Source organism: Haloparvum sedimenti (assembly GCF_001462205.1).
Taxonomy (GTDB): Archaea; Halobacteriota; Halobacteria; order Halobacteriales; family Haloferacaceae; genus Haloparvum; species Haloparvum sedimenti.
The window spans coordinates 44,015-68,869 of sequence record NZ_LKIR01000135.1 but is presented as its reverse complement, the minus strand read 5'-3'; the positions used below and the strand labels follow the sequence as shown (position 1 = coordinate 68,869).

22 protein-coding genes and 1 pseudogene are annotated in these 24,855 nt (G+C 69.4%); 8 read left to right on the top strand and 15 right to left on the bottom strand.

What is annotated here, in order from left to right; all coding sequences use genetic code 11:
• Positions 1 to 46: 46 nt before the first annotated feature.
• The 8 genes from AN233_RS12325 to ahaH form a co-directional block, all read right to left on the bottom strand.
• Positions 47 to 1,468: a V-type ATP synthase subunit B gene (locus tag AN233_RS12325; RefSeq protein WP_058367078.1), complete on the bottom strand. Its 1,422-nt coding sequence runs from the start codon at positions 1,466 to 1,468 to the stop codon at positions 47 to 49.
• Between the two features lies 1 nt (position 1,469).
• Positions 1,470 to 3,242 carry a V-type ATP synthase subunit A gene (locus tag AN233_RS12320; protein WP_058367077.1) on the bottom strand — a complete coding sequence of 591 codons (1,773 nt, stop codon included), beginning with the start codon at positions 3,240 to 3,242 and terminating at the stop codon, positions 1,470 to 1,472.
• Between the two features lie 5 nt (positions 3,243 to 3,247).
• Positions 3,248 to 3,574 carry a V-type ATP synthase subunit F gene (locus tag AN233_RS12315; protein WP_058367076.1) on the bottom strand — a complete coding sequence of 109 codons (327 nt, stop codon included), beginning with the start codon at positions 3,572 to 3,574 and terminating at the stop codon, positions 3,248 to 3,250.
• Entirely contained in the window at positions 3,571 to 4,617 is a 1,047-nt protein-coding gene (locus tag AN233_RS12310) for a V-type ATP synthase subunit C (protein ID WP_058367075.1), read from the bottom strand. The genes AN233_RS12315 and AN233_RS12310 overlap by 4 nt, the downstream gene beginning before the upstream one ends.
• A complete protein-coding gene (locus AN233_RS12305) occupies positions 4,614 to 5,189 on the bottom strand; it encodes a V-type ATP synthase subunit E (protein ID WP_058367074.1) in 576 nt (191 codons plus the stop codon). Before AN233_RS12305 ends, AN233_RS12310 begins: the two co-directional genes overlap by 4 nt.
• 22 nt (positions 5,190 to 5,211) lie before the next feature.
• The gene (locus AN233_RS12300; protein ID WP_058367073.1) at positions 5,212 to 5,466 is read right to left on the bottom strand and encodes an ATP synthase subunit K; all 255 of its coding nucleotides are present in this window, start codon (positions 5,464 to 5,466) and stop codon (positions 5,212 to 5,214) included.
• Between the two features lie 199 nt (positions 5,467 to 5,665).
• On the bottom strand, positions 5,666 to 7,855 hold the full coding sequence (locus tag AN233_RS12295) for a V-type ATP synthase subunit I (protein ID WP_245626073.1): 2,190 nt from the start codon (positions 7,853 to 7,855) through the stop codon (positions 5,666 to 5,668).
• Complete coding sequence (ahaH, locus tag AN233_RS12290; protein WP_058367071.1) at positions 7,842 to 8,174, bottom strand: ATP synthase archaeal subunit H; 333 nt, start codon at positions 8,172 to 8,174, stop codon at positions 7,842 to 7,844. The genes AN233_RS12295 and ahaH overlap by 14 nt, the downstream gene beginning before the upstream one ends.
• 181 nt (positions 8,175 to 8,355) lie before the next feature.
• On the opposite strand from ahaH, the gene minD reads away from it, so the two are divergent.
• Entirely contained in the window at positions 8,356 to 9,570 is a 1,215-nt protein-coding gene (gene minD, locus AN233_RS12285; RefSeq protein ID WP_058367070.1) for a cell division ATPase MinD, read from the top strand.
• 30 nt (positions 9,571 to 9,600) lie between these two features.
• On the opposite strand, the gene argS is transcribed toward minD, so the two are convergent.
• Complete coding sequence (gene argS / locus AN233_RS12280) at positions 9,601 to 11,376, bottom strand: arginine--tRNA ligase (RefSeq protein ID WP_058367069.1); 1,776 nt, start codon at positions 11,374 to 11,376, stop codon at positions 9,601 to 9,603.
• Between the two features lie 283 nt (positions 11,377 to 11,659).
• Between argS and AN233_RS12275 the strand changes: the two genes are divergently transcribed.
• The 3 genes from AN233_RS12275 (at position 11,660) to AN233_RS12265 (ending at position 14,160) form a co-directional block, all read left to right on the top strand.
• Complete coding sequence (locus tag AN233_RS12275; protein WP_058367068.1) at positions 11,660 to 12,421, top strand: DUF120 domain-containing protein; 762 nt, start codon at positions 11,660 to 11,662, stop codon at positions 12,419 to 12,421.
• On the top strand, positions 12,421 to 13,146 hold the full coding sequence (ribB, locus tag AN233_RS12270) for a 3,4-dihydroxy-2-butanone-4-phosphate synthase (RefSeq protein ID WP_058367067.1): 726 nt from the start codon (positions 12,421 to 12,423) through the stop codon (positions 13,144 to 13,146). The genes AN233_RS12275 and ribB overlap by 1 nt, the downstream gene beginning before the upstream one ends.
• A gap of 84 nt (positions 13,147 to 13,230) precedes the next feature.
• The gene (locus AN233_RS12265; protein WP_058367066.1) at positions 13,231 to 14,160 is read left to right on the top strand and encodes a branched-chain amino acid transaminase; all 930 of its coding nucleotides are present in this window, start codon (positions 13,231 to 13,233) and stop codon (positions 14,158 to 14,160) included.
• Positions 14,161 to 14,572: 412 nt separating this feature from the next.
• Here the strand turns inward: AN233_RS12265 and AN233_RS12260 are convergent, their stop codons facing one another.
• On the bottom strand, positions 14,573 to 15,850 hold the full coding sequence (locus tag AN233_RS12260; protein ID WP_058367065.1) for an aminotransferase class V-fold PLP-dependent enzyme: 1,278 nt from the start codon (positions 15,848 to 15,850) through the stop codon (positions 14,573 to 14,575).
• A gap of 71 nt (positions 15,851 to 15,921) precedes the next feature.
• Positions 15,922 to 16,926 (bottom strand): transcription initiation factor IIB, encoded by a 1,005-nt coding sequence (locus tag AN233_RS12255; RefSeq protein WP_080508461.1) that lies wholly within the window; start codon positions 16,924 to 16,926, stop codon positions 15,922 to 15,924.
• 64 nt (positions 16,927 to 16,990) lie between these two features.
• Here AN233_RS12255 and AN233_RS12250 point away from each other — a divergent pair, with 64 nt between their 5' ends.
• Entirely contained in the window at positions 16,991 to 17,479 is a 489-nt protein-coding gene (locus tag AN233_RS12250; RefSeq protein ID WP_058367064.1) for a DUF7858 family protein, read from the top strand.
• Between the two features lie 3 nt (positions 17,480 to 17,482).
• On the opposite strand, the gene AN233_RS12245 is transcribed toward AN233_RS12250, so the two are convergent.
• The 3 genes from AN233_RS12245 to AN233_RS12235 form a co-directional block, all read right to left on the bottom strand.
• On the bottom strand, positions 17,483 to 18,238 hold the full coding sequence (locus AN233_RS12245) for an AAA family ATPase (RefSeq protein WP_058367063.1): 756 nt from the start codon (positions 18,236 to 18,238) through the stop codon (positions 17,483 to 17,485).
• A 72-nt stretch (positions 18,239 to 18,310) separates the two neighbouring features.
• Positions 18,311 to 18,742 carry an HIT family protein gene (locus AN233_RS12240; protein WP_058367062.1) on the bottom strand — a complete coding sequence of 144 codons (432 nt, stop codon included), beginning with the start codon at positions 18,740 to 18,742 and terminating at the stop codon, positions 18,311 to 18,313.
• Between the two features lie 131 nt (positions 18,743 to 18,873).
• Positions 18,874 to 19,215 carry a dihydroneopterin aldolase family protein gene (locus AN233_RS12235; protein ID WP_058367061.1) on the bottom strand — a complete coding sequence of 114 codons (342 nt, stop codon included), beginning with the start codon at positions 19,213 to 19,215 and terminating at the stop codon, positions 18,874 to 18,876.
• Between the two features lie 233 nt (positions 19,216 to 19,448).
• Here AN233_RS12235 and AN233_RS12230 point away from each other — a divergent pair, with 233 nt between their 5' ends.
• Positions 19,449 to 19,697, top strand: coding sequence for a histidine kinase (locus AN233_RS12230; RefSeq protein WP_245626071.1), 249 nt, complete (start codon positions 19,449 to 19,451; stop codon positions 19,695 to 19,697).
• Positions 19,698 to 19,777: 80 nt separating this feature from the next.
• Here the strand turns inward: AN233_RS12230 and tatC (AN233_RS12225) are convergent, their stop codons facing one another.
• On the bottom strand, positions 19,778 to 21,076 hold the full coding sequence (gene tatC, locus AN233_RS12225; RefSeq protein WP_058367059.1) for a twin-arginine translocase subunit TatC: 1,299 nt from the start codon (positions 21,074 to 21,076) through the stop codon (positions 19,778 to 19,780).
• Positions 21,077 to 21,205: 129 nt separating this feature from the next.
• On the opposite strand from tatC (AN233_RS12225), the gene tatC (AN233_RS12220) reads away from it, so the two are divergent.
• A complete protein-coding gene (gene tatC / locus AN233_RS12220; RefSeq protein ID WP_058367058.1) occupies positions 21,206 to 23,509 on the top strand; it encodes a twin-arginine translocase subunit TatC in 2,304 nt (767 codons plus the stop codon).
• Between the two features lie 874 nt (positions 23,510 to 24,383).
• Positions 24,384 to 24,855, top strand: a pseudogene (locus AN233_RS18100) (PIN domain-containing protein); the annotation flags it as partial.

Genomic DNA, 24,855 nt, shown 5'->3' with positions numbered 1-24,855 from the left:
ACAGCCAGACGAGTCCCGCAAAAAGAACCGAAAAGTTCCGGCGGCCTCAGTCGGCCGCTTCGACGACTTCCCGCTCGGAGTCGTCCTCGCGGTAGTACGTCTCGATGAACTCCTCGTCGATCCGGTTGAGGGCTTCCTTCGGGAGCATCGAGAGCAGGTCCCAGCCGATCTCCAGCGTCTCGTCGATGTCGCGGTTCTGGTCGAAGCCCTGGTCGATGAACTCCGATTCGAAGGCGTCCGCGAAGTCGAGGTACTTGTTGTCGAGCTCCGAGAGCGCCTCGCGCCCGACGATGTTCACGAGGTCACGGAGGTCCTCGCCCTCCGCGTACGCCGCGAACATCTGGTCTTTCACGTCGGCGTGGTCCTCTCGGGTGAGTCCCTCGCCGATGCCGTCGTCCATCAGCCGCGACAGGCTGGGGAGGACGTTGATCGGCGGCTGGAGCCCCTGACTGTTCAGGTCGGGGTCGACGTAGATCTGCCCCTCCGTGATGTAGCCAGTCAGGTCCGGGATCGGGTGGGTGTCGTCGTCGCCCGGCATCGTGAGGATCGGGATCTGGGTGACCGACCCCTCTCGACCCTGAATCCGTCCGGCGCGCTCGTACAGCTGCGCCAGGTCGGTGTACATGTATCCGGGGTAGCCACGACGGCCCGGAACCTCCTCGCGAGCCGCGCCGATCTCACGGAGCGCCTCGCAGTAGTTGGTCATGTCCGTCAGGATGACGAGGACGTGGTAATCCTTCTCGAAGGCGAGGTACTCGGCCGTGGTGAGCACCATCCGCGGGGTGACCGTCCGCTCGACCGCGGGGTCGTCCGCGAGGTTCATGAAGACGACCGAGCGCTCCAGAGCACCGGTGCGCTCGAAGTCCTCCATGAACTCGTTGGCCTCCTCCTGGGTGATCCCCATCGCGCCGAAGATGACGGCGAACTCCGAACTCTCCTCGTCGTCGCCCTCCTCCTCTTCGGGCACGCTGGCCTGCCGGGCGATCTGCATCGCGAGCTCGTTGTGCGGCTGCCCTGAGCTGGAGAAGATCGGGAGCTTCTGGCCGCGGACGAGCGTGTTCATGCCGTCGATGCCGGAGACGCCGGTCTCGATGAACTCCTCGGGGTACTCCCGGGAGTACGGGTTGATTGCTGCACCGACGATGTCCTGTCGCTCCTCGGGGACGATCTCCGGGCCGTCGTCGATCGGGCGGCCGGAGCCGTCGAGGACCCGCCCGAGCAGGTCCTCGGTCACGGGCATCTTCATCGTCTCGTCCAGGAAGCGGACGGAGGCGTTGCGGTCGATGCCGGAGGTGCCCTCGAACACCTGGATGGCGACGACGCCCTCCGAGGATTCGAGCACCTGTCCGCGCAGTGTCTCCCCCTGGTCCGTCTCGATCTCGACGATCTCGTCGTAGCCGATCGCTTCGTCGACCTCGGCGTACACCAGCGGGCCGCTGATCTCGGTGATAGTTTGGTACTCTTTCATGTTAGTAGAGGCTCCGGAGTTCCTCGGTGATGTCCGCTTTGAGCTCTTCGACGTACTCCTCGTACTCCTCCTGGACGCCGATCCGGTTGATCCGGGGAGCAGCCTCGGTGTTGACGAGGTCCTCGACCGGGACGCCCGCTTCGAGCGCGTCGAACGCCTCGTCGTGAAGCGTCTTGATCGTCGTCAGCATGAGGTACGTCTTCTCCGGGGGACAGAACGTGTCTACCGGGTGGAACGCGTTCTGCTGGAGGTACGCCTCCCGCAGGTAGCGAGCGATTTCGAGGGTGAGCTGCTGGTCCTCAGGCAGGGCGTCCTTCCCGACGAGCTGGACGATCTCCTGGAGCTCCGTCTCCTCGTCGAGGATGTCGACGGCCCACTGCCGCTTCTCGGGCCAGTCCTCCTCGACGTGCTCCTGGAACCACGGGTCGAGCTGGTCTTTGTACAGCGAGTAGGACTCGTTCCAGTTGATCGACGGGAAGTGGCGGCGCTCCGCCAGGTCCGCGTCAAGCGCCCAGAACGTCTTCACGATACGCAGGGTGTTCTGGGTGACCGGCTCGGAGAAGTCGCCGCCGGGCGGCGACACCGCGCCGATCGCCGAGACGGACCCCTCCGTCCCGTTGACGTTCTCGAAGTAGCCGGCACGCTCGTAGAACTGCGCGAGCCGGGCGGCGAGGTACGCGGGGTACCCCTCCTCGCCGGGCATCTCCTCCAGCCGCGAGGAGATCTCGCGCATGGCCTCCGCCCACCGCGAGGTGGAGTCGGCCATCAGCGCCACGTCGTAGCCCATGTCGCGGTAGTACTCGGCGATCGTGATCCCCGTGTAGATACAGGACTCACGCGCCGCGACGGGCATGTTCGAGGTGTTCGCGATGAGCGAGGTCCGGGCCATCAGCGGGTTGCCGTTGGCCGGGTCCTCCAGCTCTGGGAAGTCCTCGATGACCTCGGTCATCTCGTTGCCACGCTCGCCACAGCCGACGTAGACGATAATGTCCGCGTCGGCGTACTTCGCGAGCTGGTGCTGGGTGACCGTCTTCCCGGAGCCGAACGGCCCCGGAATCGCGGCCGTTCCGCCCTTCGCGATGGGGAACAGGCCGTCGAGGATGCGCTGTCCGGACACGAGCGGCGTCCGGGGCGTCTTCTTGTTCTCCGAGGGGCGCGGCTCGCGGACGGGCCACTCCTGATGCATCGAGACGTCCGTGCCGTTGGCGAGCTCGGCCACCGTCTCGGTGACGTCGAACGAGCCCGACTCGATGGCCGTGACCTCGGTGGTCTCGTCCTCCTCGAGGGCGTTGGGCGGCACCATCACCTTGTGGTCGATGGTGACCGTCTCCTCGACGATTCCGACCACGTCGCCGCGGCCGACCTCGTCGCCGACCTCGACGGTCGGTTCGAACTCCCACTGTTTCTCGAGGTCGATGCCGGGCGCGTCAACGCCGCGGTCGAGATAGGGGCTGCCCATCTTCTCCTCGAGCACGTCCAGCGGGCGCTGCACGCCGTCGTAGATGGCGTCCAGCACGCCGGGACCGAGGTCGACCGACAGCGGCTCGCCCGTGTTCTCGACGGGTTCGCCGGGGGCGACGCCCGAGGTTTCCTCGTACACCTGCACCGTCGTAATGTTGCCCTCGATCTCGATCACTTCGCCCATGAGGCCTTCGTCGCCCACGTAGACGACGTCGTTCATGCGCGCGTCGAGATCGCGGGCGGTCACGACGGGACCGCTCACGCTCTGGATGACACCGGTTCCGGTGGTGTCCGTCCCTGTTGCTTGACTCATATGTATTAGTCTTCCTCCATCAGGTCGATACCGATGGCTCGCTTGATCTGGTCGCGCAGCCCGCCGCTCCCGGCGCCTTCCGCGCCGAGCGTCACGAGGACCGGCTCGATGCTCCCCTCGACGCTCTCGCGGGTGCCCCGCGAGAGGTGGTCGAGGTCGTCGTCGTGCATCACGATGATGCCGACCTCCTCGTCGGACAGCGTCTCCTCGACCGCGTCGTCGAGGGCCGCGTCCTTCTCGTCGTCCGGTACGTTGCGGAACTTCCGGACGCCGGCGAGCCGGAAGCCGGTCGTGAAGTCCGGGCTGCCGATCACGGCGATCTCCTGGCTCATTGTATCACCAGCTCCGATTCGATCTCGTCGCTCCCGAGCCCGGCCTCCTTCCCACGTGCGATGGCCCGGATGTTCTCGACCTCGCGCTCCTTGGCGAGAATGTACGAGATGATCGGGGTCACCGAGACGGGGTGGATCGTCCCGAGGCGGTCGCCGTACGTCAGAAGCGCCGCGTCGGTCGCGTGCTCGAACGCGATGAGGCTGTCCGCCTCCTCGAGCTCGCGCAGCGCGTCGCCGAGGTCGTCGCCGTACGTGCTGTCGGCGATGTACGTGACGAGTTCGTCGAGGTTCGCGGCCAGCCGCGACAGCGTCGCGCGGTCGAACAGCTCGCCGCCCTCGATGAAGTAGTCGGCGGGATCGAGGTCCGCGCCCGAGCGGGCGAGCCGGAGCGCGTTACGCGCGTTCCGGAAGTCGACCTCGGCCTTCAGGAACCGCTCGTACTGCCGGGTCGGCTCGTCGCCGCCGAGGCTCCCGAGCAGGTGGTCGTAGAAGGCGCGGTCGACCGCGTTCTCCAGCGGCACCAGCACGTCCGCCTCCTGGAAGTCGGCGTAGGCCGCCTCCAGCGGCTCGCCGTAGATGGTGTCCTCGAGGATCTCGACGACCGCCTCGATGGAGTCGGCCTCCAGCAGACGCTGGATCCGCCGGTCGTCGAACGACCCGGCGCGGATGAGGTCGACCTCCACGTCCTCCGTGTCGGCGTCCGTGTAGATCCCGCGAATGACGGTCTTGACGTTCCACGCGTCGAACTTCCGGAGGTAGCGCACGACCAGGTCGTAGACGCGCCCCTCGCTCCAGTCGAGGATGGCCTCGAACTGGTCGGCGAGGTTGGCGTTGAGCGCGTACTCGATCAGGTCGACGCCGCCGTGTCGGCTCCCCAGCGCGTTGATCTCCGCCTCGTAGGTGGACTCCTCCATGAAGCGGGCGATCTCGGGGGGGCTCATCCGCACCAGCTTGCGGTACTCCTCGTCACCGTACAGCGAGCCGCGGCGGGCGCGAACCCGCGCGACGACGTACTCCGGGTTCGAGCTGCCGGCGGCGCTCATTGGTCGAACAGTCGCTCCGAGAGCTGCTTCAACTCGTCGTCCCAGACCTCCTCCAGGACGGAGTCGAAGGTGTTGTTCACGCGAACGCGGGAGGTGTCGCTCTCCACGACGACGCCGCCGAGGCAGTCGATCTCGCCGGCGACGGTGGCGTCGCGGTCCGCACAGAGGTCCGCGAGCAGCTCCTGGTCGTCGGCGCTGCCGTACACCTCGACGGACTCGTCCTCGAAGTCGGCGAGCGCGCCTTCCAGCAGCGTCTCCGTGAGCTCGCGGCGACGGTCGCCCTCGAGCTCGGCCAGCTCGTCCTCGACGCGGTCGCGGACGTCCGAGAGGACGTCGCGCCGGGCGGCGAGCCGCTCCTGTTTGGCCTCGAGCTTCGCGGAGGAGAGCTCCTGCTCCCGCTCCTGCTCGATGGTGCGCTCGACCTCGTCGAGGCGCTCCTCGCGGATGCGCTCCGCGTCGGCCTCGGCCGCCTCGATGATCTCGTCGGCCTCCGCCTCGGCGTCTCCACGGATGTCCTCCGCACGCGCGCGGGCTTCGTCTCGAATGTCCTCAACGACAGTGTCCAAGGTCATTGGTTTGAAAAGGGGGTGCCGCTCAGACGATGAAGACGACGACGAGCGCGAGGATAACGATCGTCTCGGGGAGGACCGTCAGGATGAGCCCGTTAACGAAGAGGCTCTCGTCCTCCGCCATCGCGCCGACGGCGGCCGAACCGATGCCGCGCTCCGCGTACCCGGCCCCGAGCGCCGCGAGGCCGACGGCGAGCGCTGCGGCGGCGCTGGGGTCGGTCAGTGTTCCGCCGGTCGACGACTGTGCGACGTTCCCGAATTCGCTGATAGCTTCAAGCATTGGTAGTAGTTGCAGTTGCTCGTCTCCGAACAGTTGCTAGTTGCCGCCACTACGGTCATAAAGCTTCCCAAAACGATCGGCGAGAACCGCGGTACTGAGCCGCAAACCCGGGGTTGACGGAAGTTCGTCGGTCCCGACAACGGGACGCGGGACCGAAGCGCTCAGGCGAAACGGCGGCCGGCGAGCGAGGGCGCCGCGCTCAGTCGTCGGCGGTGTACTGCCGGTCGTATCCGAACGGGAGATACGCCTTGCCGCCGCCCTCGTAGAATTTGCCGAAGAACTCGACGTACTCGAGGCGCACCGCCTGAATGCCGGCGGACGTGACGCCGAGCAGCAGGACGACGACGTGGCCGATGAACGCCACGACGATGCCGCCCACCAGGGCGAGCACGCCGACGAGGCTCGGCTCGAACGCGGTCGTCAGTCCCGCGAAGACGAGTTCGTACTCCCCGCCGTTCGCGACGGAGTGCTCCTGCACGTACGAGAGGTACTCCGGCGTGAAGATGAAGTGGAAGCTCCCGTCGCCACCGCCGTCGATGTACGCGCCGAACGCGAGCAGGTTGACCGCGAGAGCCATCCCGCCCTTCGCGAGCAGCACCGCCATGATCCGCGCGTACGAGATGACGTTGACGATGGGCGAGAGCACTTCAGCCAGCTCCGCCGGCTCGCCGATCGCGAGCAGGACGAAGCCGAGCGCCGCGGCCGCGAGGCCGAGGTAGCCGACGACGACCGGGAACCCGGCGAAGGAGACGGCGCCGAGGGTGAGGATCGACACCGACTCGAACAGGAAGTCGGGCTTCGGGCCCGGCACGTGCTGGCTGAAGATCCAGATCCACGCGCCGTTGAGCAGGAGCAGCCACGAGGCGCTCTCGTACATCGCGTGCTTGAGGTCGTGCTGCTCGTAGTTGTTCACGAACGAGAGGACGTACCCCGCGTTCAGGTGGACCAGCCCGAACAGCACGCTGACGACGAGGAACGACAGCGCCCAGTCGAGGTCAGCCGGGGAGAGCCCCTTCCCGGCGACCGGCCAGTCGAGGCCGAACAGCGGGTAGGCGTGGTAGCCGAACACGTCGATGCCGAAGTAGATCCCGAACAGGATCGTGAAGCCGCCCGCCCACATCGCGATGGCGCCCAGTTCGCGGAAGGCGCCCTCGTAGTTGGAGTACATGAAGTAGCCGATGGCGGCGTACAGGACGCCGTACCCGACGTCGCCGATCATGAACCCGAACATCGCCGGGAACGTGAGGAAGACGAGCAGCGTCGGGTCGAACTCGCGGTACTTCGGCCGTCCGAAGCCCTGCACGAGCAGCTCGAAGGGACCGGCCGCGCCGCCGTTGTCCTGCACGACCGGCGGCTCGTCCTGCGGACCGGTCGCGTGGCCGCCGTCCGTGGCCGCCTCGCGCTCGGCGTCGCCCTCGTCGGCGACCGGCTCCGAGTGGTGGTCGCCGTCCGGCGTGAACGAGGCGCGTTCGAGCTCCTCGACCTCCGCGCGGTCGCCGACCGCGTCGGTTATCGCGGCCGCGAAATCGTCGAACATCTCCGTCGGAACCCACCCTTCGGCGACGAACGCGTTCTCCGTCGTCGCGAACGAGAGCGGCGCCTCCTTCTTCTGTGCCTCGATGGTGAGCTGCTCCTCGGCGCGGAGGAGGAAGCTCGCCGCCTCGGTCTTGACCTCCTCGATCTCGCTCTCGACGGTGTCGAGCTTCGACTCCAGCTCGCGGATGCGCTGTTCGCGCTCCGTGACGTAGCTCTCGGGGTCCGCGCCCGACTCGGGCACGTCGAGGAAGGTGATGTCGACGCCCACGAGCGCGTCCTGCAGGACGCCCTCGTCGGCCTCCTCGGCGGGGCGGGCGAAGACCGCCACGGTGTCGCCGCCGGAGAAGACCTCGAAGGCGTCGATGCCGGACGCCGACGCGACCGCGGACTCCACGTCGTCCGCGGACGCCTGGCCGACGACCACTTCGAGTCCGTCGTAGCCGCGGAGGAGGTCCAGCTCGATCCCCAGCTCCGCGAACGGCTCGACGGCGGCGACCTCCTCCTCGAGGTCGCGGATCTCCGTCCGGAGGTCGTCCCGGCGGTCGTTGAGGTCGTTGACGCGCTCGCGCACGTCGGCGAGCTCGGCCTCCAGTTCCTCGTCGTCGAGCGCGGCCCGGCCGTCGGCGTCCGCGTCCTCGACGTCGAGGATGCTCTCCAGCGAGCGGACGGTCACGAGCTTCTCGTTGACCGCCTCGGCGCCCTCGAGGGACCCGCCCGGCTGGAACCCCTCGTAGCGGCCGTCGTAGTCGGTGACGTGGAGGCTGTGGTGCTCATAGGCCGTCTCGATCACGTCGTCGATGACGCGCTTCGAGCCCGTCACCGACACCTTGCTCATCTGCTCAGGCCTGAGCATTCACCGCCTCCTCGAACTGGTCGACGGCGTACTCGACCGCCTCGTCGACGCGTTCGCGTGCCTCGCTTTCGAGCTCCTCGCGGTCCTGTTCTCCCTCGGCGAGGATCTCGGATTTCCGCTCCTCGATCTCCTCGCGGGCGGACTCGAGACGCTCCTCCGCCTCGGCGGACGCCTCCTCCTCGGCCTCGGAGCGGATCTCCTCCGCCCGTTTGCGGGCCTCGGAGAGGCGCTCCTCGGCGTCGGCCTCCGCCTCGGCGATGATCTCGTCCGCCTCTTCCTCGGCATCCTTGATCCGTTCGAGAACCTCTGGTCTCGCCATACTCACTAATCGTCCGAAAGTACCGACAGCGCCGTATAAGGTGTTTGCGAAAGCCATCGCGGCTCGCGCGGCTCGCGCCGCCGGTCGCGATCCCGCGCTGGCGGCGTGGTTCCCCGCGGGGCGGCCGGGCGAACGGTCGCTCGCGCGTACATTTAAGTGGTCGCTACCGGTGGATGGCCGTATGGCAACGGTCTATGCGGTCGCCTCGGCGAAGGGCGGCGTCGGCAAGACGACGACGACCGCGAACCTCGCGGCGATCCTGTCCGCGGCGGGCGAGGACACCGTCGTCGTCGACGCCGACCTGGGCATGGCGAACCTCGCGGGCGCGCTCGGCGTCGACGCCGCCGAACCGACCCTCCACGACGTGCTCGCGGGTGAGACGGACCTGGCGGACGCGGTCCGCGAGGGGCCGTGCGGGCTTCGGGTCGTCCCCGGCGAAACGGAACTGGACGCGTACGCGGCCGCGGACCCGGCGGGGCTCCGCGAGGTGATCGAGGCGTTCGACGACGCCGACATCGTCGTGCTCGACTGCGGTGCGGGGCTCGCGCACGACTCGGCGCTCCCGCTCGCGCTGGCCGACGAGACGCTGCTGGTCTCGACGCCGGAACGCGACGCGCTGATCGACACCGACAAGACCGCGGACCTGGCCGAGCGCCTCGGCGGAACGGTCGCCGGCGCGGCGCTCACGCGCGTGACCGCGGAGAACCACGACCAGGCGCTCGTCGAGAAACACCTCGACGCGCCCGTCCTCGGCAGGATCCCGGAGGACCCGACCGTCGGCGAGGCGCTGCGCGCCGGCGAGCCGCTGGCGACGTTCGCGCCCGACGCGCCCGCGACCGCGGCCTACCGCGCGCTCGCGGCGGAGCTGACCGGCGTGACGCTCGAGCCCGCACCGGGCGCCGAGAAGCAGGCGGCACCGACCGAGGCGGAAGCGGCCGAGACAGAAACGGAAGCGGCTGGAGAAGAAGCGACCGAGGCGGAAACAGCCGGCGAAGAAGCGACTGAGGCAGAAAACGAAGCGGCCGTGACAGAAAAGAGAACGGCTGAAGAAGAAGCGGTCGAGTCCGAAGAGGACGCGCCGGAGCGGGACGCGACACCCATCGCGGAGGCGGAGCCGGAACGGGCGGACCCGGACGCCCCCGAACCGGGTCCCGTCGACGAATCGGCCGACTCCGAGGACGAAGCGGACGACGGCGCGGACGAGACGGACGAAGCGACCGAAGCGGACGAGGACGCCGACCTCGAGGGGAGCGTCCCGTTCCGCGATGCGGACGGCGACGCGGACGGCGAGGGTGACGGCGCGGAGGCGGCACCCGAGGACGAGACGTCGCCGGACGACGCGGACGACGAGACGGCGGAGAAGAAGGGCTTTTTCTCTCGGCTGTTCGGTCGCTGACCGCAGTGAGGGTCTGTCGCTCTCCGCAGCCTACATCGAGTCGGGGGCCTCGACGCCGAGGACCGCGAGCGCGTTCGCCATCGCGTGCTTCGCCAGCGCGACCGCCGCGAGCCGCGCGTCGCGGCGCTCGTCCGTCTCGGCGGTCAGGACCGGACACTCGCGGTAGAAGGCGTTGAACGCCTCCGCGAGGTCGCGGGTGTAGGTCGCGACCGTGTGGGGTTCGAGGTCGTCGGCGGCCTCCTCGACGACCGCGGGGAAGCGGGCGGCCTCCCGGAGCAGGGCCTCGGCCTCGGGCGCAACGAGGGCGTCGGCGTCGGGCGCGTCCGGGACCGCGGCGCCGGCGCGCGCGGCCTCCTCGAGGATGCCGCAGCACCGCGCGTGGACGTACTGCACGTAGGGGGCCGACTGTGCCTCGAAGTCGAGCGCGCGGTCCCACTCGAAGGTTATCGCCTTCGCGGGCTGTTTCGAGACGATGTCGTAGCGGACCGCGCCGATGCCCACCTGACGGGCGATTCGCTCCACGTCCTCGTCGTCGAGTTCGTCGTCGCGGATACGGTCGTCGAGGCGGTCCTCGACCTCCTCTCGCGCGCGGTCGATGGCCTCGTCGAGCAGGTCGTCGAGCTGGACGCCCGTCCCCGCTCGCGTCGACATCTTCCCCTCGGGGAGGTTGACGTACGAGTAGATGACGTGACCGAGCTGGTCGACGTCGTTGCCGAGGAGTTCGAGCGCGGCGTCGAGCTGGTCGGCCTGCAGCTTGTGGTCCTCGCCGAGGACGGTGACGGCGCGGTCGTAGTTGTCGAACTTCCACTCGTGGTGGGCCAGGTCGCGGGTCGTGTAGAGGCTGGTCCCGTCCGAGCGCAGGAAGACGAGGTTTTTGTCGATCCCCCACGCGTCCAGGTCGAGTTGCCACGCGTCCTCCTCGTAGACGGCGTGGTCCGTCTCCTTGAGCCGCTCGGCGATCTCGTCGGTGGAACCGTCGCGCATGAACCGCGTCTCCTTGACGAACTCGTCGAACGTCGCGGGGAGGCGCGCGAGGCACTCCTTCATCCCGCCGAGCACCTGGTCGACGACGGTCTGGACGCGCTCGTAGGTCTCCTCGTCGCCGGCCTCCAGCCCCTGGAGGATCGACTGTATCTCCGCCTCGGCGGCCTCGACCGCTGCCTCGTCGGCGTTCTCCAGGTACGCGTTCCCCTTGCGGTAGTAGCGGACGAGGTCGTACTCGATCCGGTCGCGGGCCGGCTTCCCCTCGAGGTCCGACTCGTCGAACGTCTCGTAGGCCCACGTGAAGACGGCCATCTGGCGGCCGGCGTCGTTGACGTAGTAGTGGCGGTCCACGTCGTAGCCGGCGAAGTCGAGCAGGTTCGCGACCGCGTCGCCCACGATGGGGTTGCGCGCGCGGCCGACGTGGACGGGACCGGTCGGGTTCGCGCTGGTGTGCTCGACGACGACCGAGGTGTCGCGGTCGGGGAGCGCGCCGTAGTCGGCGTCGACGCCCGCCGCGAGCGTGTCCGCGAGGTAGGCGTCCGCCGTCCGGAAGTTGACGTAGGGGCCGGCGGTCTCGACGCCGCCGAGGTAGTCGAAGGCGCCCTCGGCGAGGACCTCGGTGACCGCCTCCGCCACCTGTTCGGCCACCTGCGGCGGGGCCGCCCCGACCTCGCCCGCGAGTCGGAACGCGACGCTGGAGGCGAGCGTCGCGTCGGTGTCGGCGGGCGGCTCCTCGATGCCGAGGTCGTCCGTCGGCAGGTCGCGGCGCGCGAGCGCGTCCGCGAGCGCCGTCTCGACCTCCGAGCGGAACTGTCTGAACATGTGGACCCGTTCGTGGGTCCCGCTAAAAGGCCCTTCCGAAGCGACCCGCCCGGGACCGCGGTCGGACCGGGGTCGGACCGCGAGTCCGAGCGACCGTCGCTGTCCGCGACCGCGGCCGGAACCGACGCGACCGACGGCTTTAGGCCGCTCCCGGCCGGAGTCGCAGGTAGACCGCGTGCGGTCCGCCGCGGTTCGGGCCGGTCCGTTCCTGGAACGCCGTCACGTTTTTGAGATGCTCCTCACATTCGGTATGCTTTTAGCGGCGAGTCGCCAACCCGGAGGTATGCAAGACGCGGCGACGGCTACCGACGTCGGTCCTGACGAGCTCGCGGCGCTGAAACACGTCGCGCTCGCGGACGGGCTGACGGAGACGAAGGTCTCGTGTGCGGCGCTCGGGGACCGCCTCGACGCCTCGACGCAGACCGCCTCGCGCCGGCTCCAGCGGCTGGAGGCTGCCGGCCTGATCGAACGCGAGGTCGTCGGCGACGGCCAGTGGGTCCGGGTGACGGAGGCCGGCGAGGCGGCGCTCCGAAGCGAGTACGCCGACTACCGGCGGATCTTCGAGACGGAGACCGCGCTCACCCTCTCGGGCGTGGTGACGAGCGGGATGGGCGAGGGACGCCACTACATCACGCTCGATGGCTACATGCGCCAGTTCCGCGAGCGGCTCGGCTACGAGCCGTTCCCCGGCACGCTCAACGTCGACCTCGACGAGGCGAGCGTCCGCCGGCGGGCCGAGCTCGGCGGGATCGACGCCGTTCCCATCGACGCGTGGGAGGGCGACGACCGGACGTACGGCGCGGCCACCTGCTTCGCGGCGACCGTGGTCGCCGGCGGCGCGGAGGACGACGACGGCGCGGACGAGGCGGACGCCCGAAGCTACGAGGGCGCCCACGTCATCGTCCCCGACCGCACCCACCACGACGAGTCGCAGATCGAAGTCATCGCGCCCGACCGGCTGCGGGACGAGCTCGGACTCGACGACCGCGAGCCGGTCGACGTGCGGATCGAGCCCACGAGCCGCGCCGACGAGGAGGGCGCCTGATGCGGGCCGGCAGCGACGCGGAGTCGGCAGCGGCGGGCGAAGGGGACCGCCCGGGAACCGGGACCGCGGCAGTCGACCGCGCGCTCGAGGCCTTCGCCGCGGGCGAGCCGGTCTGCGTTCACGACGCCGCCGACCGCGAGGGTGAGACGGACCTGATCTACCCCGCGGCGGCGGTCGGTCCGGCCGCGGTCCGCCGGATGCGCAACGACGCCGGCGGCCTGATCTGCGTCGCCGTGGGCGACGCCGTGGCGGACGCGTTCGGCCTCCCGTTCCTCGCGGACGCGCTCGACCACCCCGCGGTCGACGACAATCCGGATTACGACGACCGCTCCTCGTTCTCGCTCCCGGTGAACCACCGCGAGACGTTCACCGGCATCACCGACGACGACCGCGCGCGCACGATCTCGGAGTTGGGCAACGCCGCGGCGGCCGTCGCCCGCGATCCCGACGGTTACACGCCCGAGGACTTCGCCGCCGAGTTCCGCGCGCCGGGCCACGTCCACGTCCTCCGCGGCGCGCCGGCCGGGCTGTCCGACCGGGAGGGCCACACCGAACTGGGGCTCGCGCTCGCAGCCGCGACCGACCGCGCGCCCGCGGCCGTGGTCTGCGAGATGCTCGACGGGGCGACCGGCGGCGCGCTCTCGCCCGCCGACGCTCGCGCGTACGCGGCAGCGAACGACATCCCCTTCGTTGAGGGCGCAGCGCTGCTCGACGCGCTGCGCTGACGATCGGGGGACTGCGGACTCCCTCCGTCGCCGTCGACTGCTGATCCTGCTACATTTATCACGACCGCTGCCGACGCTGCGATCATGAGCTTCGACGAGATGGACGTCGACACCATCTGGAAGAACGGCGAATTCCTCGACTGGGAGGACGCGACGACGCACGTCCTCACGCACGCGCTCCACTACGGGACCGGCGTCTTCGAGGGCGTCCGCTGTTACGACACGGAGAACGGCCCGGCGATCTTCCGGTGGGAGGAGCACCTCGACCGCCTGTTCGACTCCGCGAAGGTGTACGACATGGACATCGACCACTCCCGCGAGGAGCTGACCGAGGCGACGCTCCGGCTCCTGCGCGACCAGGACCTGGAGTCCTGCTACATCCGGCCCATCGCCTACTACGGGTACGACACGCTCGGCGTCTCGCCGAAGGAGTGTCCGACCGACGTGGCCATCGCCGCGTGGCCGTGGGGCGCGTACCTCGGCGAGGAGGCGCTCAACGACGGCGTCGACGTGATGGTCTCCTCGTGGCGCAAGCACTCCTCCTCGCAGATCCCGACGAACGTGAAGACCACGGGGCTGTACGTCAACTCCATGCTCGCGGGCGAGGAGGCCCGCCGCAACGGCTACGTCGAGGCCATCGTCCTCAACAAGGAGGGCAACGTCGCGGAGGGGCCCGGCGAGAACATCTTTATGGTCAACGACGGCGAGGTCTACACGACCGGCCGCGCCCAGTCGATCCTCGACGGGATCACCCGCAACACCGTCATCCAGCTCGCCCGCGAGCGCGGCTACACCGTCCACGACGAGGCGGTCATCTCCCGCGGCCAGCTGTACACCGCCGACGAGCTGTTCTTCACCGGCTCCGCGGCCGAGGTCACGCCGATCCGCTCGGTGGACGACACCGAGATCGGCGCGGGCACCCGCGGCCCCGTCACCGAGGAGCTCCAGAAGGCGTTCTTCGACCTCGTCGAGCGCCGGACGGACGCGCACGACGACTGGTTCACGTACCTCTGAGACGCGAACGACCGTCGATGGAGAGCGGGACGGGCAGAAAACCGCTACAGCCCCTTTCCACGACTTCTTTGGGTTCTGTTGTAGGTCCCGACCGCCCCGACCGCACCGCACAACAGCCTCACGCGTGACCCGACAGTCGGAGCAGTGACTCACCGAGCAATCGGCCGCGGCGGCCGACGAACCAACCCTGACGCCTCCCGCGCGCTACTGTACGCCGGAGGCCCGCGAGACGCGATTGTCTCGCGGCGGACTGAAAAAGTGGGCCCACGACCGGTCGAGGGCATTCCCGCCGTTCAACGAGCGCACCGAACCGATCGGTCGCGCAAGCCCAGTGCGGATCGAGGACGCACCGCACTGCGGACGCCCTGAAAAGTGGGAGTTCGAAAAGGGTCCCTCTGAGACCGCTCGCCGCTCAGGCGAACAGCTGGCGCGCCTCGTCGACCGCGTCGACGAGCGCGTCGATCTCGTCGGTCGTGTTGTAGACGTAGAAGGACGCCCGCGCCGAGGAGTTCGCGCCCATTTCGTCGTGGAGGGGCTGCGTGCAGTGGTCGCCCGCGCGGACGGCCACGCCGAAGTCGTTGAGGATGCTGGAGAGGTCGTGGGCGTGGACGCTATCGAGGTTGAACGCCACCAGTCCGCCGCGCTCGTCGCCCGGCGGGCCGTAGATCGTCACGTCGTCGAACTCCGTCAGGCGGTCGTAGGCGTACTCGGCCAGCCGGTCCTCGTGGGCCTGCACGTTCTCCATGCCGATCTCCTCGAGGTAGTCGATGGCCGCGGTGAGCCCGATCCCCTGCGCGATGTTGGGGGTGCCGGCCTCGAACTTCCACGGGAGGTCCTCCCACGTCGCGTCCTCGAAGCTGACGCGGCGGATCATGTCGCCGCCGTAAAGATACGGCTGCATCGCGTCGAGCAGGTGCTCCTTGCCGTACAGCACGCCGATCCCCGTCGGGCCGCACATCTTGTGGCCCGAGAACGCGAGGAAGTCGACCCCGAGCTCCCCCACGTCGACCGGCCGCGTCGGCACCGACTGCGCACCGTCCGCGAACAGGTAGGCGTCGTGGTCGTGGGCCATCTCCGCCAGTTCCGCGACGGGGTTTATCGTTCCGAGCGTGTTCGAGACGTGGACGACCGAGACCATCTTCGTCGAGTCGTCGATACACTCGGCGGCGTGGTCCATGTCGAGGGTTCCGTCGTCCTCGACCTCGATGAACCGCACGTCCGCGCCGGTGCGCTTGCCGATCTGCTGCCACGTCACGAGCGCGGAGTGGTGCTCCATCTGCGTGAGCACGACGCTGTCATCCGGGCCGAGCTCCTCCAGCCCCCACGCGTACGCGACGAGGTTCATCGCCTCGGTCGTGTTCTTCGTGAAGACGACCTCCTCGCGTCCCTCGGCGCCGATAAACTCGGCGACGCGGTCGTGGGCCTCCTCGTAGGCGACGCTCGCCTCCTGGCTCAGCTGATGGATCCCGCGGTGGACGTTCGCGTTGTACTCGCGGTAGTAGTCCGCGATCGCGTCGATCACCTGGTTCGGCTTCTGCGTCGTCGCGCCGTTGTCGAGGTAGACGAGAGGGGTGTCGTCGCCCGGCCCCTCGCCCGGAACCGTCACGTCGCCGCCGACCTTCCGCTCCAGGATCGGGAAGTCGTCGCGGAGCGCGTCGACGTCGAAGGGGGACTGTTCTTGAACTCCCATTACCGAAAGGGACGGGTTGGAGGACTAACACCCCTTCGGTCGGCCGAGGGGCGGGACCGCAATCCGCGGCGTCAGTCCCGGCTCCGGTAGCCCCGAATGTCCACGTACGTGCTGCGCACGGTCACCGGCGTCACGTCAGCCACGTCCGCGGCCTCCCGCTGCGTGACCGCACCGCTCGCGTCGACTTGCCGGCCTGCGGTGTACAGACACGCGGCCGCGACGCCGCTGGGGTCGCGCCCACCGGCGATCCCCTCCTCGACCGCTCGCCGCGCGAGCTCGCGAGCGCGTCGCTCGACCGCGGACGAACAGTCCAGATCCGAGGCGAATCGCGGGAGGTACTCGGCGGGGTCGGTCGGGCCGACCGGCAGCCCGAGCTCGCGGTTCATGGCGTCGAAGGCGGCGTCCTGCTCGCCGGCGGTCGCCTTCGCGGCCTCGCGCACCTCCGTGCGCGTCCGGGCGACGTTCGCGGCCCGCGCCGCGGCGTAGACGGCGGCCGCCGAGAACCCCTCCAGCGAGCGCCCGCGAAGCAGGTTCGCGTCCTGCGCCGAGTCGAACAGCGCACACGCCTGGTCGCGGACGCTCTCCGGCAGTCCGAGTTCGCCGATCAGTCGCCGGATCTCCGTGTAGGAGTAGACGCGGTTCCGCTCGCGCTTCGAGCCGATCTTCGAGCGCTTGTGGTGCGTCCGCATTCGCGCGAGTCGACGCTTCTTCCGACCGGTGAGCCGCGTTGACCGTCCGATCTCCGTCGAGAGCCCCCGGTCGTGTCTGGCCCGCGTCCGCGGCGCGCCGGTCCGCTCGGGGCTCGCGTCGTCGTCCGCGAACGACCGCCACTCGGGACCGTGGTCGATGCGGTCGGCCTCGATCACGAGCCCGCAGTCGCCGCAGACGCGTTCGGTGCCGTCGGTACGAACCTGACCGTCACACTCAGGGCAACCCGGCGAGCGCGACGGCGTGGAGCGTGTTCCACTCATACACGACAGACTTGGCGCCGATTCCTTACTTAAACCCGGGACGGATCGGGGGTGATCGGCGCGGATCGTCCGGAACAACCGACCGATGACCGGTCGGTTCTCCATCAGTGTGTTTTCTCAATTCAGTTCGTGCAGAAAAGTTAAGTAGAAAGGCGCGGCAGTCGGTCGCGTGACGCTCTCGGAGATCGCGGCCGGCATCGAGGTGACGAGCGAGCAGCGCGACCGCGGCGCGGCGGTCGTCGACGACACGGACGTGCCCGCGGTCGAACGCTTCCGCGAGCACGCCGACGCGCTCCCCTGTACCCCTGAGGCGGTCGCGACGCTGGTCGACGCCTACACCGTCGGGTCGAGCGTGGGCGCGGCCGCACGCGAGGCCGGCGTGGCGCCGATGGTCGCCGCGAAGGCGCTCTACCGCTGCGGCCTCACGGGCGTCCGCCCCCTCGCGCCGAGCCGACGCGGCGCCGTCCGCGACTGGCTCGACGGCGATCTCTCTCGCAGCGAGGCGGTCGCGCTCGCGGGCGGCGACGAAGCCGACTTCGCGCTCGCGACGTACGCCGAGACCCACGACCCGGTGCCGGAGCTCTCCGACGCCGTCGCGGCCGACCCCGTGGACCCGCTCGGCGACGGGCTGGGGGCGGGACTGGACGAGCGGCGCTGAGGCTCAGTTCCCGATCCGGTCCAGCAAGCCCTCGTCCTCGAAGCTCACCTCGAGCGACGCGTCGAACGCCGCCTCGAAGCCGGCCGCGACCGCCTCGCCGTAGGCCCCGTCGTCGGTTCCCGCGACCGGCGCGGCGGCGACCGTCGGGTCGGTCGCGGGCAGGGTCGCGTCCGCGCCGCGGTCAGTCGCCGCGGCTTCCCCGCCGTCACCGAACCGGTCGACAGCGAGCGTCGCGTCCAGTCCGCTCCCCACGTCGTCGAGCCGACCGCGGAGTCGCTGGAGCGCGTCGCGCCCGTGTCTGCTCGCCGGGCGTACGCCCGCGACTCGATCGGTTTCGGTGACGGCCGCGACCGCCTGATTGGCGGCGACGGGCGGCGTGTCGACGATCACGCGGTCGTGCTCGGCGGCGGCCGCGCCGATCCGGTCCGCCAGCGCGCGGGCGGCCGCCGCGGTCTTCGCCCTCGCGACGCGCTCGAAGGGCGCACGAGCGGGAACGAGCGTGAGGTTTCCGGGGAGCGTATCGCCCGCGCCGTGAGCCGCGTCGGCGAGGGGGCGCTCCCGCTCGTCGGTCACCAGCGCCGTGAGGTCGGGATCGATGCGGCCGGTGACGTACTCCGAGAGCCCCTGGGTCCCGTAGGCGGCGTCGAGCACGGCGACGTTCTCCCCCGTCCGCGCGCCCATCGCCGCCAACTCGACCGCGGTCCGCGTCGTTCCCGCGCCGCCGGTCGCCCCGACGAGCGCGAGCGTCGTGCCGGTCATGGGCCTACTGGCGCGCTTTCGGGTTTAAATTCTTCGAGAAAAGAGTTGATTTTGTCTCGTCTGAGGTGTCAGTCAGCCGTCGAGCTCGGCCGTGATGTCGGCCGCGATCCCGTCGAGTTCCGCGTCGCTCAGGTCCGGCCGCTCGCCCGCGACCGCGTGGATCGGGGCGCCGCCGTCCCCCTCGAACCGCGGGACGATGTGCGCGTGGACGTGCGGGACCTCCTGACCGGCCGCCTCGCCGTCGTTGAGGCCGACGTTGGCGGCGTCCGCGTCCACGGCGGCCTGCACGCGCGGGGTGAGGTCGGCGACCGCGTCGAAGACGGCGCTCGAGAGGTCGGCTGGTAGGTCCCCGACGTGCCGGTGGTGCGCCTTGGGGATGACGAGCGTGTGGCCCGGTGCGAGGGGGTTCGCGTCGAGGAACGCCAGGATGTCGTCGGTCTCGTGGACGGTGCGCGCGGGGATGTCGCCCGCGACGATCGCACAGAAGATGCAGTCGTCGGCCATACGCGATGGCTCGGCCCGGTTCGACAAGAAGCTTCGGCGGGGAGCTGGCGGTGCGGGAAGCGGACGGTTCGGGCGGTGCAGGGCGCGGGTCGTCCGGACGATGCGGGATGCGGACGGCTCCCCGCGGCGACTCACTCCTCCACTTCGACCAGCTTCATCAGGGGATAGCCGTCCTCCATCTCCATGCGCGTGCGGACGACCACGTTCTCGTAGACCACGCGCATCGTCACGTCCATCAGCGAGCCGGTGAGCTCCGTGTAGCCGTTCTCGTGGTCGATGGCCTCGCGGACGCGGTCGTCGTGGACCGTCACCTCGACCGATTCACAGAAGGGCTGGTTCTCGATGGCCTCCGCCATCGCGGTCTCGAGGCTCCGCGTCGACGCGGGACTGACGGGCGTCCCCGCGAACTGATGGTACAGCGAGCCGAACTTGATGCCCGCCTCGAAGCAGGCCTGCTGGGCGTCGGTGGACATGGATCCGCGGTCGCCGCGCGGGCGCTTATAAGGACTGGTGCGGGATCGGTCGCGTCCGCCGCGGTCGTCATCGCAGTTGCGAGCGGTTCGGACGCTTACGGTCGTCCCGCCACCGCGGTCGGCGAAATCCGGGCGATCGACGGACGCGGAGTGCTTAACCCGAGTCAAAACGGGTGCAATCCGACTTCAGCGTCTCGACCCCTTATGGTCGTACTGGGGCAATGGGAGCGTGTATGAGAACCAACTGGCTGATCCCGCTGGTCGCGCTGATCCTGCTCGCGGGCGTCGCGGTCGCGCCGGCCGCGGCCGCCGCGCAACCGGGCGGGGAAACGGACGAGTGTCTGAACGCTGACGAGGGGCCGGGCGCGAACGGACCGCCGGGCTTCGTGGCGGACCTCGTGCCGGACTTCCTTTCGGACCTGATCGGGTCGCTCCCGGTGCCGAACTTCGTGAAGACGCTGTTCGGCGCCTCGACCTGTTAGGCTGATCGTCGAACCGCGTTCACGCGGTCCGCGAAAACGTAAAAATGTGAAAACGTGAAAACGCAGAGACGGATTCCCTCTCAGTTCCCGGTCCAGCGCAGCAGCGCGAGCGTTCCCTCGTAGAGGACGATCATCGTCAGCGTGACGATGATCGGGGCCATCCCGGTCGGGTCGGGGCTGAACAGGAACGCGATGCCGAGGAACACGCCCCAGAAGATGAGGCGCTTCTGTTCGAGCCACCGCCGCGTGACGAGGTTCATCATGATCGCGAGCATGATGAACAGCGGGATCTGGAAGACGATGGCCATGAACGCCAGCATGACGACGATCAGGTTGAACGTCTCCGCGAGCCCGAACGCGATGACCGCCGCGCCCGTCGTGTAGGTCGTGAAGTAGCTGAAGATCGCCGGCAGCACGAGGAAGTGCGCGAACATGATCCCGATGGAGCCGAGGATTAGGCTCGTCGGCACCGCTGCGAGGTAGTAGCGCCGCTCCGTGCGGTAGAGCCCGGGGCGCATGAACCGGTACGTCTCGTAGACGAAGACGGGGAGCCCGACGACCACGCCCGCGAGCCCGGCCACCTTCAGCCGCGTTAAGACGAGTTCGAGGGGGCCGTAGAGCCGCGGCCGGTTCGCCATCGGCTCCGGGATGTGGAACTGCCAGAAGTACTCGATCAGGTCCGTCGCGGTCGGGAACGCGATCAGCGTCGCGATGCCGCCGAACAGGAAGACGATGCCGAGCCGCCGCATCATCTCCTCGATGTGGACCGCCAGCGGCATCTCCTCGTCCGACTCGGGACCCTCGAAGAGCTCCTCGTCTTCGTCGTCCCCCTCCTCGCTCATCCCGTAGGGGTCCTCGTCGAGGCCCTCCGCGGTCGGCTCGGTCACGTCTGCCGACTCGTTCGCAGCGTCCGCACCGCCGTCGGGGTCCTCGTCGACGTCCTCGTCCGCGTCCCCCTCGTCGTCCGCGTCTCCCTCATCGTCCTCGTCCCCCTCGTCGTCCGCGTCCTCCCGCCTCGTGACCGCCTCCTCGCGGTCGAGTGGCGGGGCCACCGCGCGCGCCTCCTCTAGCTCGTCATCGTCGGGCGCGTTCGGCTCGGGATCGGCCGGTTCGTCGTCGGACGCTTCGTCGTCGCTTGACTCATCCCTCGAGTCGTCCGCGTCAGCATCGTCGTCCGCATCTGCGCCGTCGTCCGCATCGGCATCGCCCTCCGCGTCGCCCTCACCGGATTCGTCGCCCGCGGCCGACGCGTCGCTGTCGGGATCCTCGACCGGGTCGGCCTCGGCCCCGGCGTCCGGCGCTCCCTCGCTCGACGACGTCTCGTCGGCGTCCGACGGCGCGTTCTCCTCGTCGCCGTCGGGATCCGAGTCCTCACCCATTCATCCGACATACGCCACCGGGCTATTATAGGCCTTTTTGGATAGCGCCGCCGGATCTCCCCCGACGGCGGGCGTTCGGGAGCGTCGGCTTCGAAAAGGTTGATAACCGCGACGCGCTTCCGGCCCGGTATGGCGAGTGCCCTCGACGAGGACACCCAGCAGACCTTATCGGAGGGACGCGACGCGGCCGCGACCGTGTTGCGCTCCATCCAGAAGGACCTCCAGAAGGTGTTCATCGTCTTCCTGATCGGCTTCATGGGCACGTTCTACGCCCTCCGACTCTACGTCTGGGACACGCTGAAGGCCAACACCAAGTCCAACATGCCGCCGGACGTGGCCGCCGAGACCGAGATCATCGCCCAGACCCCCTTCGAGGTGATCCTGCTGCAGGCGAAGATCGGCCTGATCGTCGGCGGCATCGTCGCCGCTCCGGTGCTGATCTACTTCGCGCGCGACGAGCTCCGCGAGCGCGGCGCGTGGCCGCAGACGCCGGTCGCACGGTGGAAGCTCGCGCTGATCGGCCTGCTCGCGGTCGCCCTGTTCACGGGCGGCGTGGCCTACGGCTACTTCGTCTTCTTCCCGGTGATGTTCTCGTTCCTCGCGTCGTTCGGTCTCGACGCGGGGCTGAACCCGAGCTACTCCATCGTGATGTGGACGGAGTTCATCGTCTTCCTCTCGCTGTCGTTCGGGCTGGCGGGACAGATGCCCCTCCTCATCACCGGGCTGTCGTACGCCGAGATCGTCCCCTACGAGACGTTCCGCGACAAGTGGCGCCACGCGGTCGTCATCATCTTCGTCTTCGGCGCCATGTTCTCGCCGCCGGACCCGTTCACGCAGATCATGTGGGCGGTGCCGCTGATCGCGTTGTACGGCTTCAGCCTCTACCTCTCGAAGGTCGTCGTCACCGCGAGGCGCTCCTCGGACCGCATCGACGTGCTCGAGTCGGTGCGCCGCCACTGGAACGTCGTCGCCGGCGCGGCGGTGCTCGGTGGTGGCCTCGTCTACGCCTTCTACGAGTACGGCGGTCGCACGGCGGCCAACGACCTAATCCGGTCGCTCGGGAGCACGCGGCGGTTCCTCGCGCCGGGCGAGGGGCTCGGGCTCGACCCGGCGGCCGCGGCCGGGCTCTACGCCGGCCTGTGGGCGCTGCTTTTCGTCGTCGTCGCGACGCTTGCGGTCGTCTACCGCGACCTGGACACCGTCGCGCCGGGCGGCGAGTACGGCGACCCGACCGCCATCGACATCGGGGGGCTCGACGCGGGCGGCGTCCGCGCCGCGCCCGAGCAGGCGTTCGCGTCCCTCGCCGAGGAGGAGGCGCTCGCGCTCGCCAGCGAGGCGATGGACGACGACGACCCCGAGAAGGCGCAGGCGATCCTCGACCGCTTCGACGAGGCGACGCCGGACGAGGAAGCGGACGAGGAAGCCGGCGCGGACGCCGAAGCGGAGACCGACGACGACGGGGCGGCCGACGAGTCCGCCGGCGCCGAGCCGGCTGAGGAGGTGAACGCCGTCGCCGAGGAGACGCCGGGCATCGCCGACGACGTGGGCGAACGCGCCTCCCGCGCGAGTTCGACGTTCCTCGACGAGCTGACGGAGGAGGGCGCCGACGAGGACGACATCGGCGGCTACTACACCGACCTCAAGTTCATCTTCGACTCGCTGCGCTCGCGGTCGTTCCTCATCGTGGCCTGGTTCCTGATCTGGATGGCCGGGACGTTCACCGCGCTGTACCTCGGCGGCCTCGGCCGCGTCCGCGAGGACTTCATCAGCCGCGTGCCGCCGGCGCTGGACACCTCCTCGTTCACCATCATCACGCTCCACCCGGTGGAGGCGCTCATCTTCCTCGTGAAGTTCTCGGTGCTCGCGGGCGCGTTGATGACGCTGCCGGTGTTGGCGTACTCCGCGTGGCCCGCCCTGCGCGACCGCGGGTTCGTCCGCGGCCGCCGGAACGTCATCTTCGGCTGGGCCGCGGCGCTCGCGGCCGGCCTGATCGGCGGCTTCGTGCTCGGCTACTCGTACATCGCCCCGACGATCATCAGCTACCTCGTGACGGACGCGCTGAACGCCAACATGGTGATCACCTACCGGATCAACGACTTCTTCTGGCTCATCGTGTTCACCACCATCGGCATCGGCCTGCTCGCGGACGTGCCCGTGCTGATGGTGCTTCTGAACTCCGTGGGGATCACCTACGGCGCGTTCCGCGGCCGCTGGCGCGAGGTGACCATCGCGATGTTGACCGTCGCCGCCATCTTCACGCCCGCGGACATCATCACGATGTTCCTCGTGACGGTGCCACTGATGGCCGCCTACGGCGTCGGTATCGCGGTCCTGTTCGTCGTGACGCTGGGCGGCCGCCGGAACCTCGCGCCGCCCTCGGCGATCATCGAGACCGGTCAGCGCGTCGAGAGCGAAGTGCAAGACCGGATGTAGGGCGCGAGACCGGATGTAGGGCGCAAGACCGGCCGGAGCGCGTCCCTGGTTCGGTCCCGAGGCTGCCGATCGGGGCGGCGACGTTCGGAACGCTCTCCTCGTTCTCCTTTCGACGCGTTTTCTGTTTCTGTCTCCGGTGCTGATCCTGCTGATCCTGCTGATCGGAGCAGTAACACCTCGAAAGCCCCAGCCGGCTCGACCGGCCGTCGTGAGACGGTCCGGGCTGCCTGCGGTAGCGGGCTGCCGGGCTGCGACTCACGGGCTCCCGCTCGTTCCTCGCGGGAACGCGGCACACTCTGCGCTCCTCGCTCTCCGCCGCGCGGGACAAACCGCGTCCCGCTGGCCTCCAGCGTGCAGTAGCGCGCCGAAAATCGGAGATTTTCGAGCCGCCGTTCGCTCCCCACCGCGCTCACGGCGACGCTGGAGACAACGCCCGCTGCGGTGCCTGAGACGAAGTCTCAGACTAGCGAGTGCTTCGCTCTCGCGTCGCTTGCGGCGCCGGGGCCGGATCGAGCCGACTGCCCCTTTCAGTCCCACCCACCGCGACCGCCCCGCACAGCACCGCGGCCGCACGGCAGCCTCACTCCTCCCCAACCTCGGCCGCGGGCCGACCGCGAACAGCACCGCACCGCAATGCGGCCGGCCCGCGACCTCCCTCGCGCGCGTCAGGGTCGCGCGCGCCGACCGCATTCAGCACCGTCCCGCAACCGTACGGCACAGCACTGCCCCGCAACCGCACGGCACAGCACCTCAGCACCGCCCCGCTCGCCCCCGCGACCGCCTCGCTGGGAGCCCGACGCCGCGCCCGGGTTTATAAGGACGCCGGGGGCCGGCGGTCGAACACCCTTATACGGCACGCGCCCCCAGCGACGGTATGAACGTAGTACCGGACACCAGTGCGGTCGTCGACGGCCGCGTGTCCGAACGCGTCGAGGACGGGACCTACGAGGGCGCGACGGTGGTCGTCCCCGAGGCCGTCGTCGGCGAACTGGAGGCGCAGGCCAACGACGGCCGCGACTCCGGCTGGGACGGGCTCTCGGAGCTCCAGCGGCTCGCGACGATGGCCGACGAGGGACGGATCGACCTGACGTACGTCGGCGTCCGCCCCGAGGCCGGCCGGCGGGACGCCGCCGAGGAGGGCGAGATCGACGCGGTGATCCGCGACGCGGCCAGCGAGCACGACGCCACGCTCCTGACGAGCGACGTGGTGCAGGCGGAGGTCGCGAAGGCGAAGGGGCTCGCGATCGACTACCTCGAGCCCGTCACCCGCGGCGTGGTCGAGGAACTGCCCATCCAGCAGTTCTTCACCGACGAGACGATGTCGGTCCACCTCAAGACCGACACGA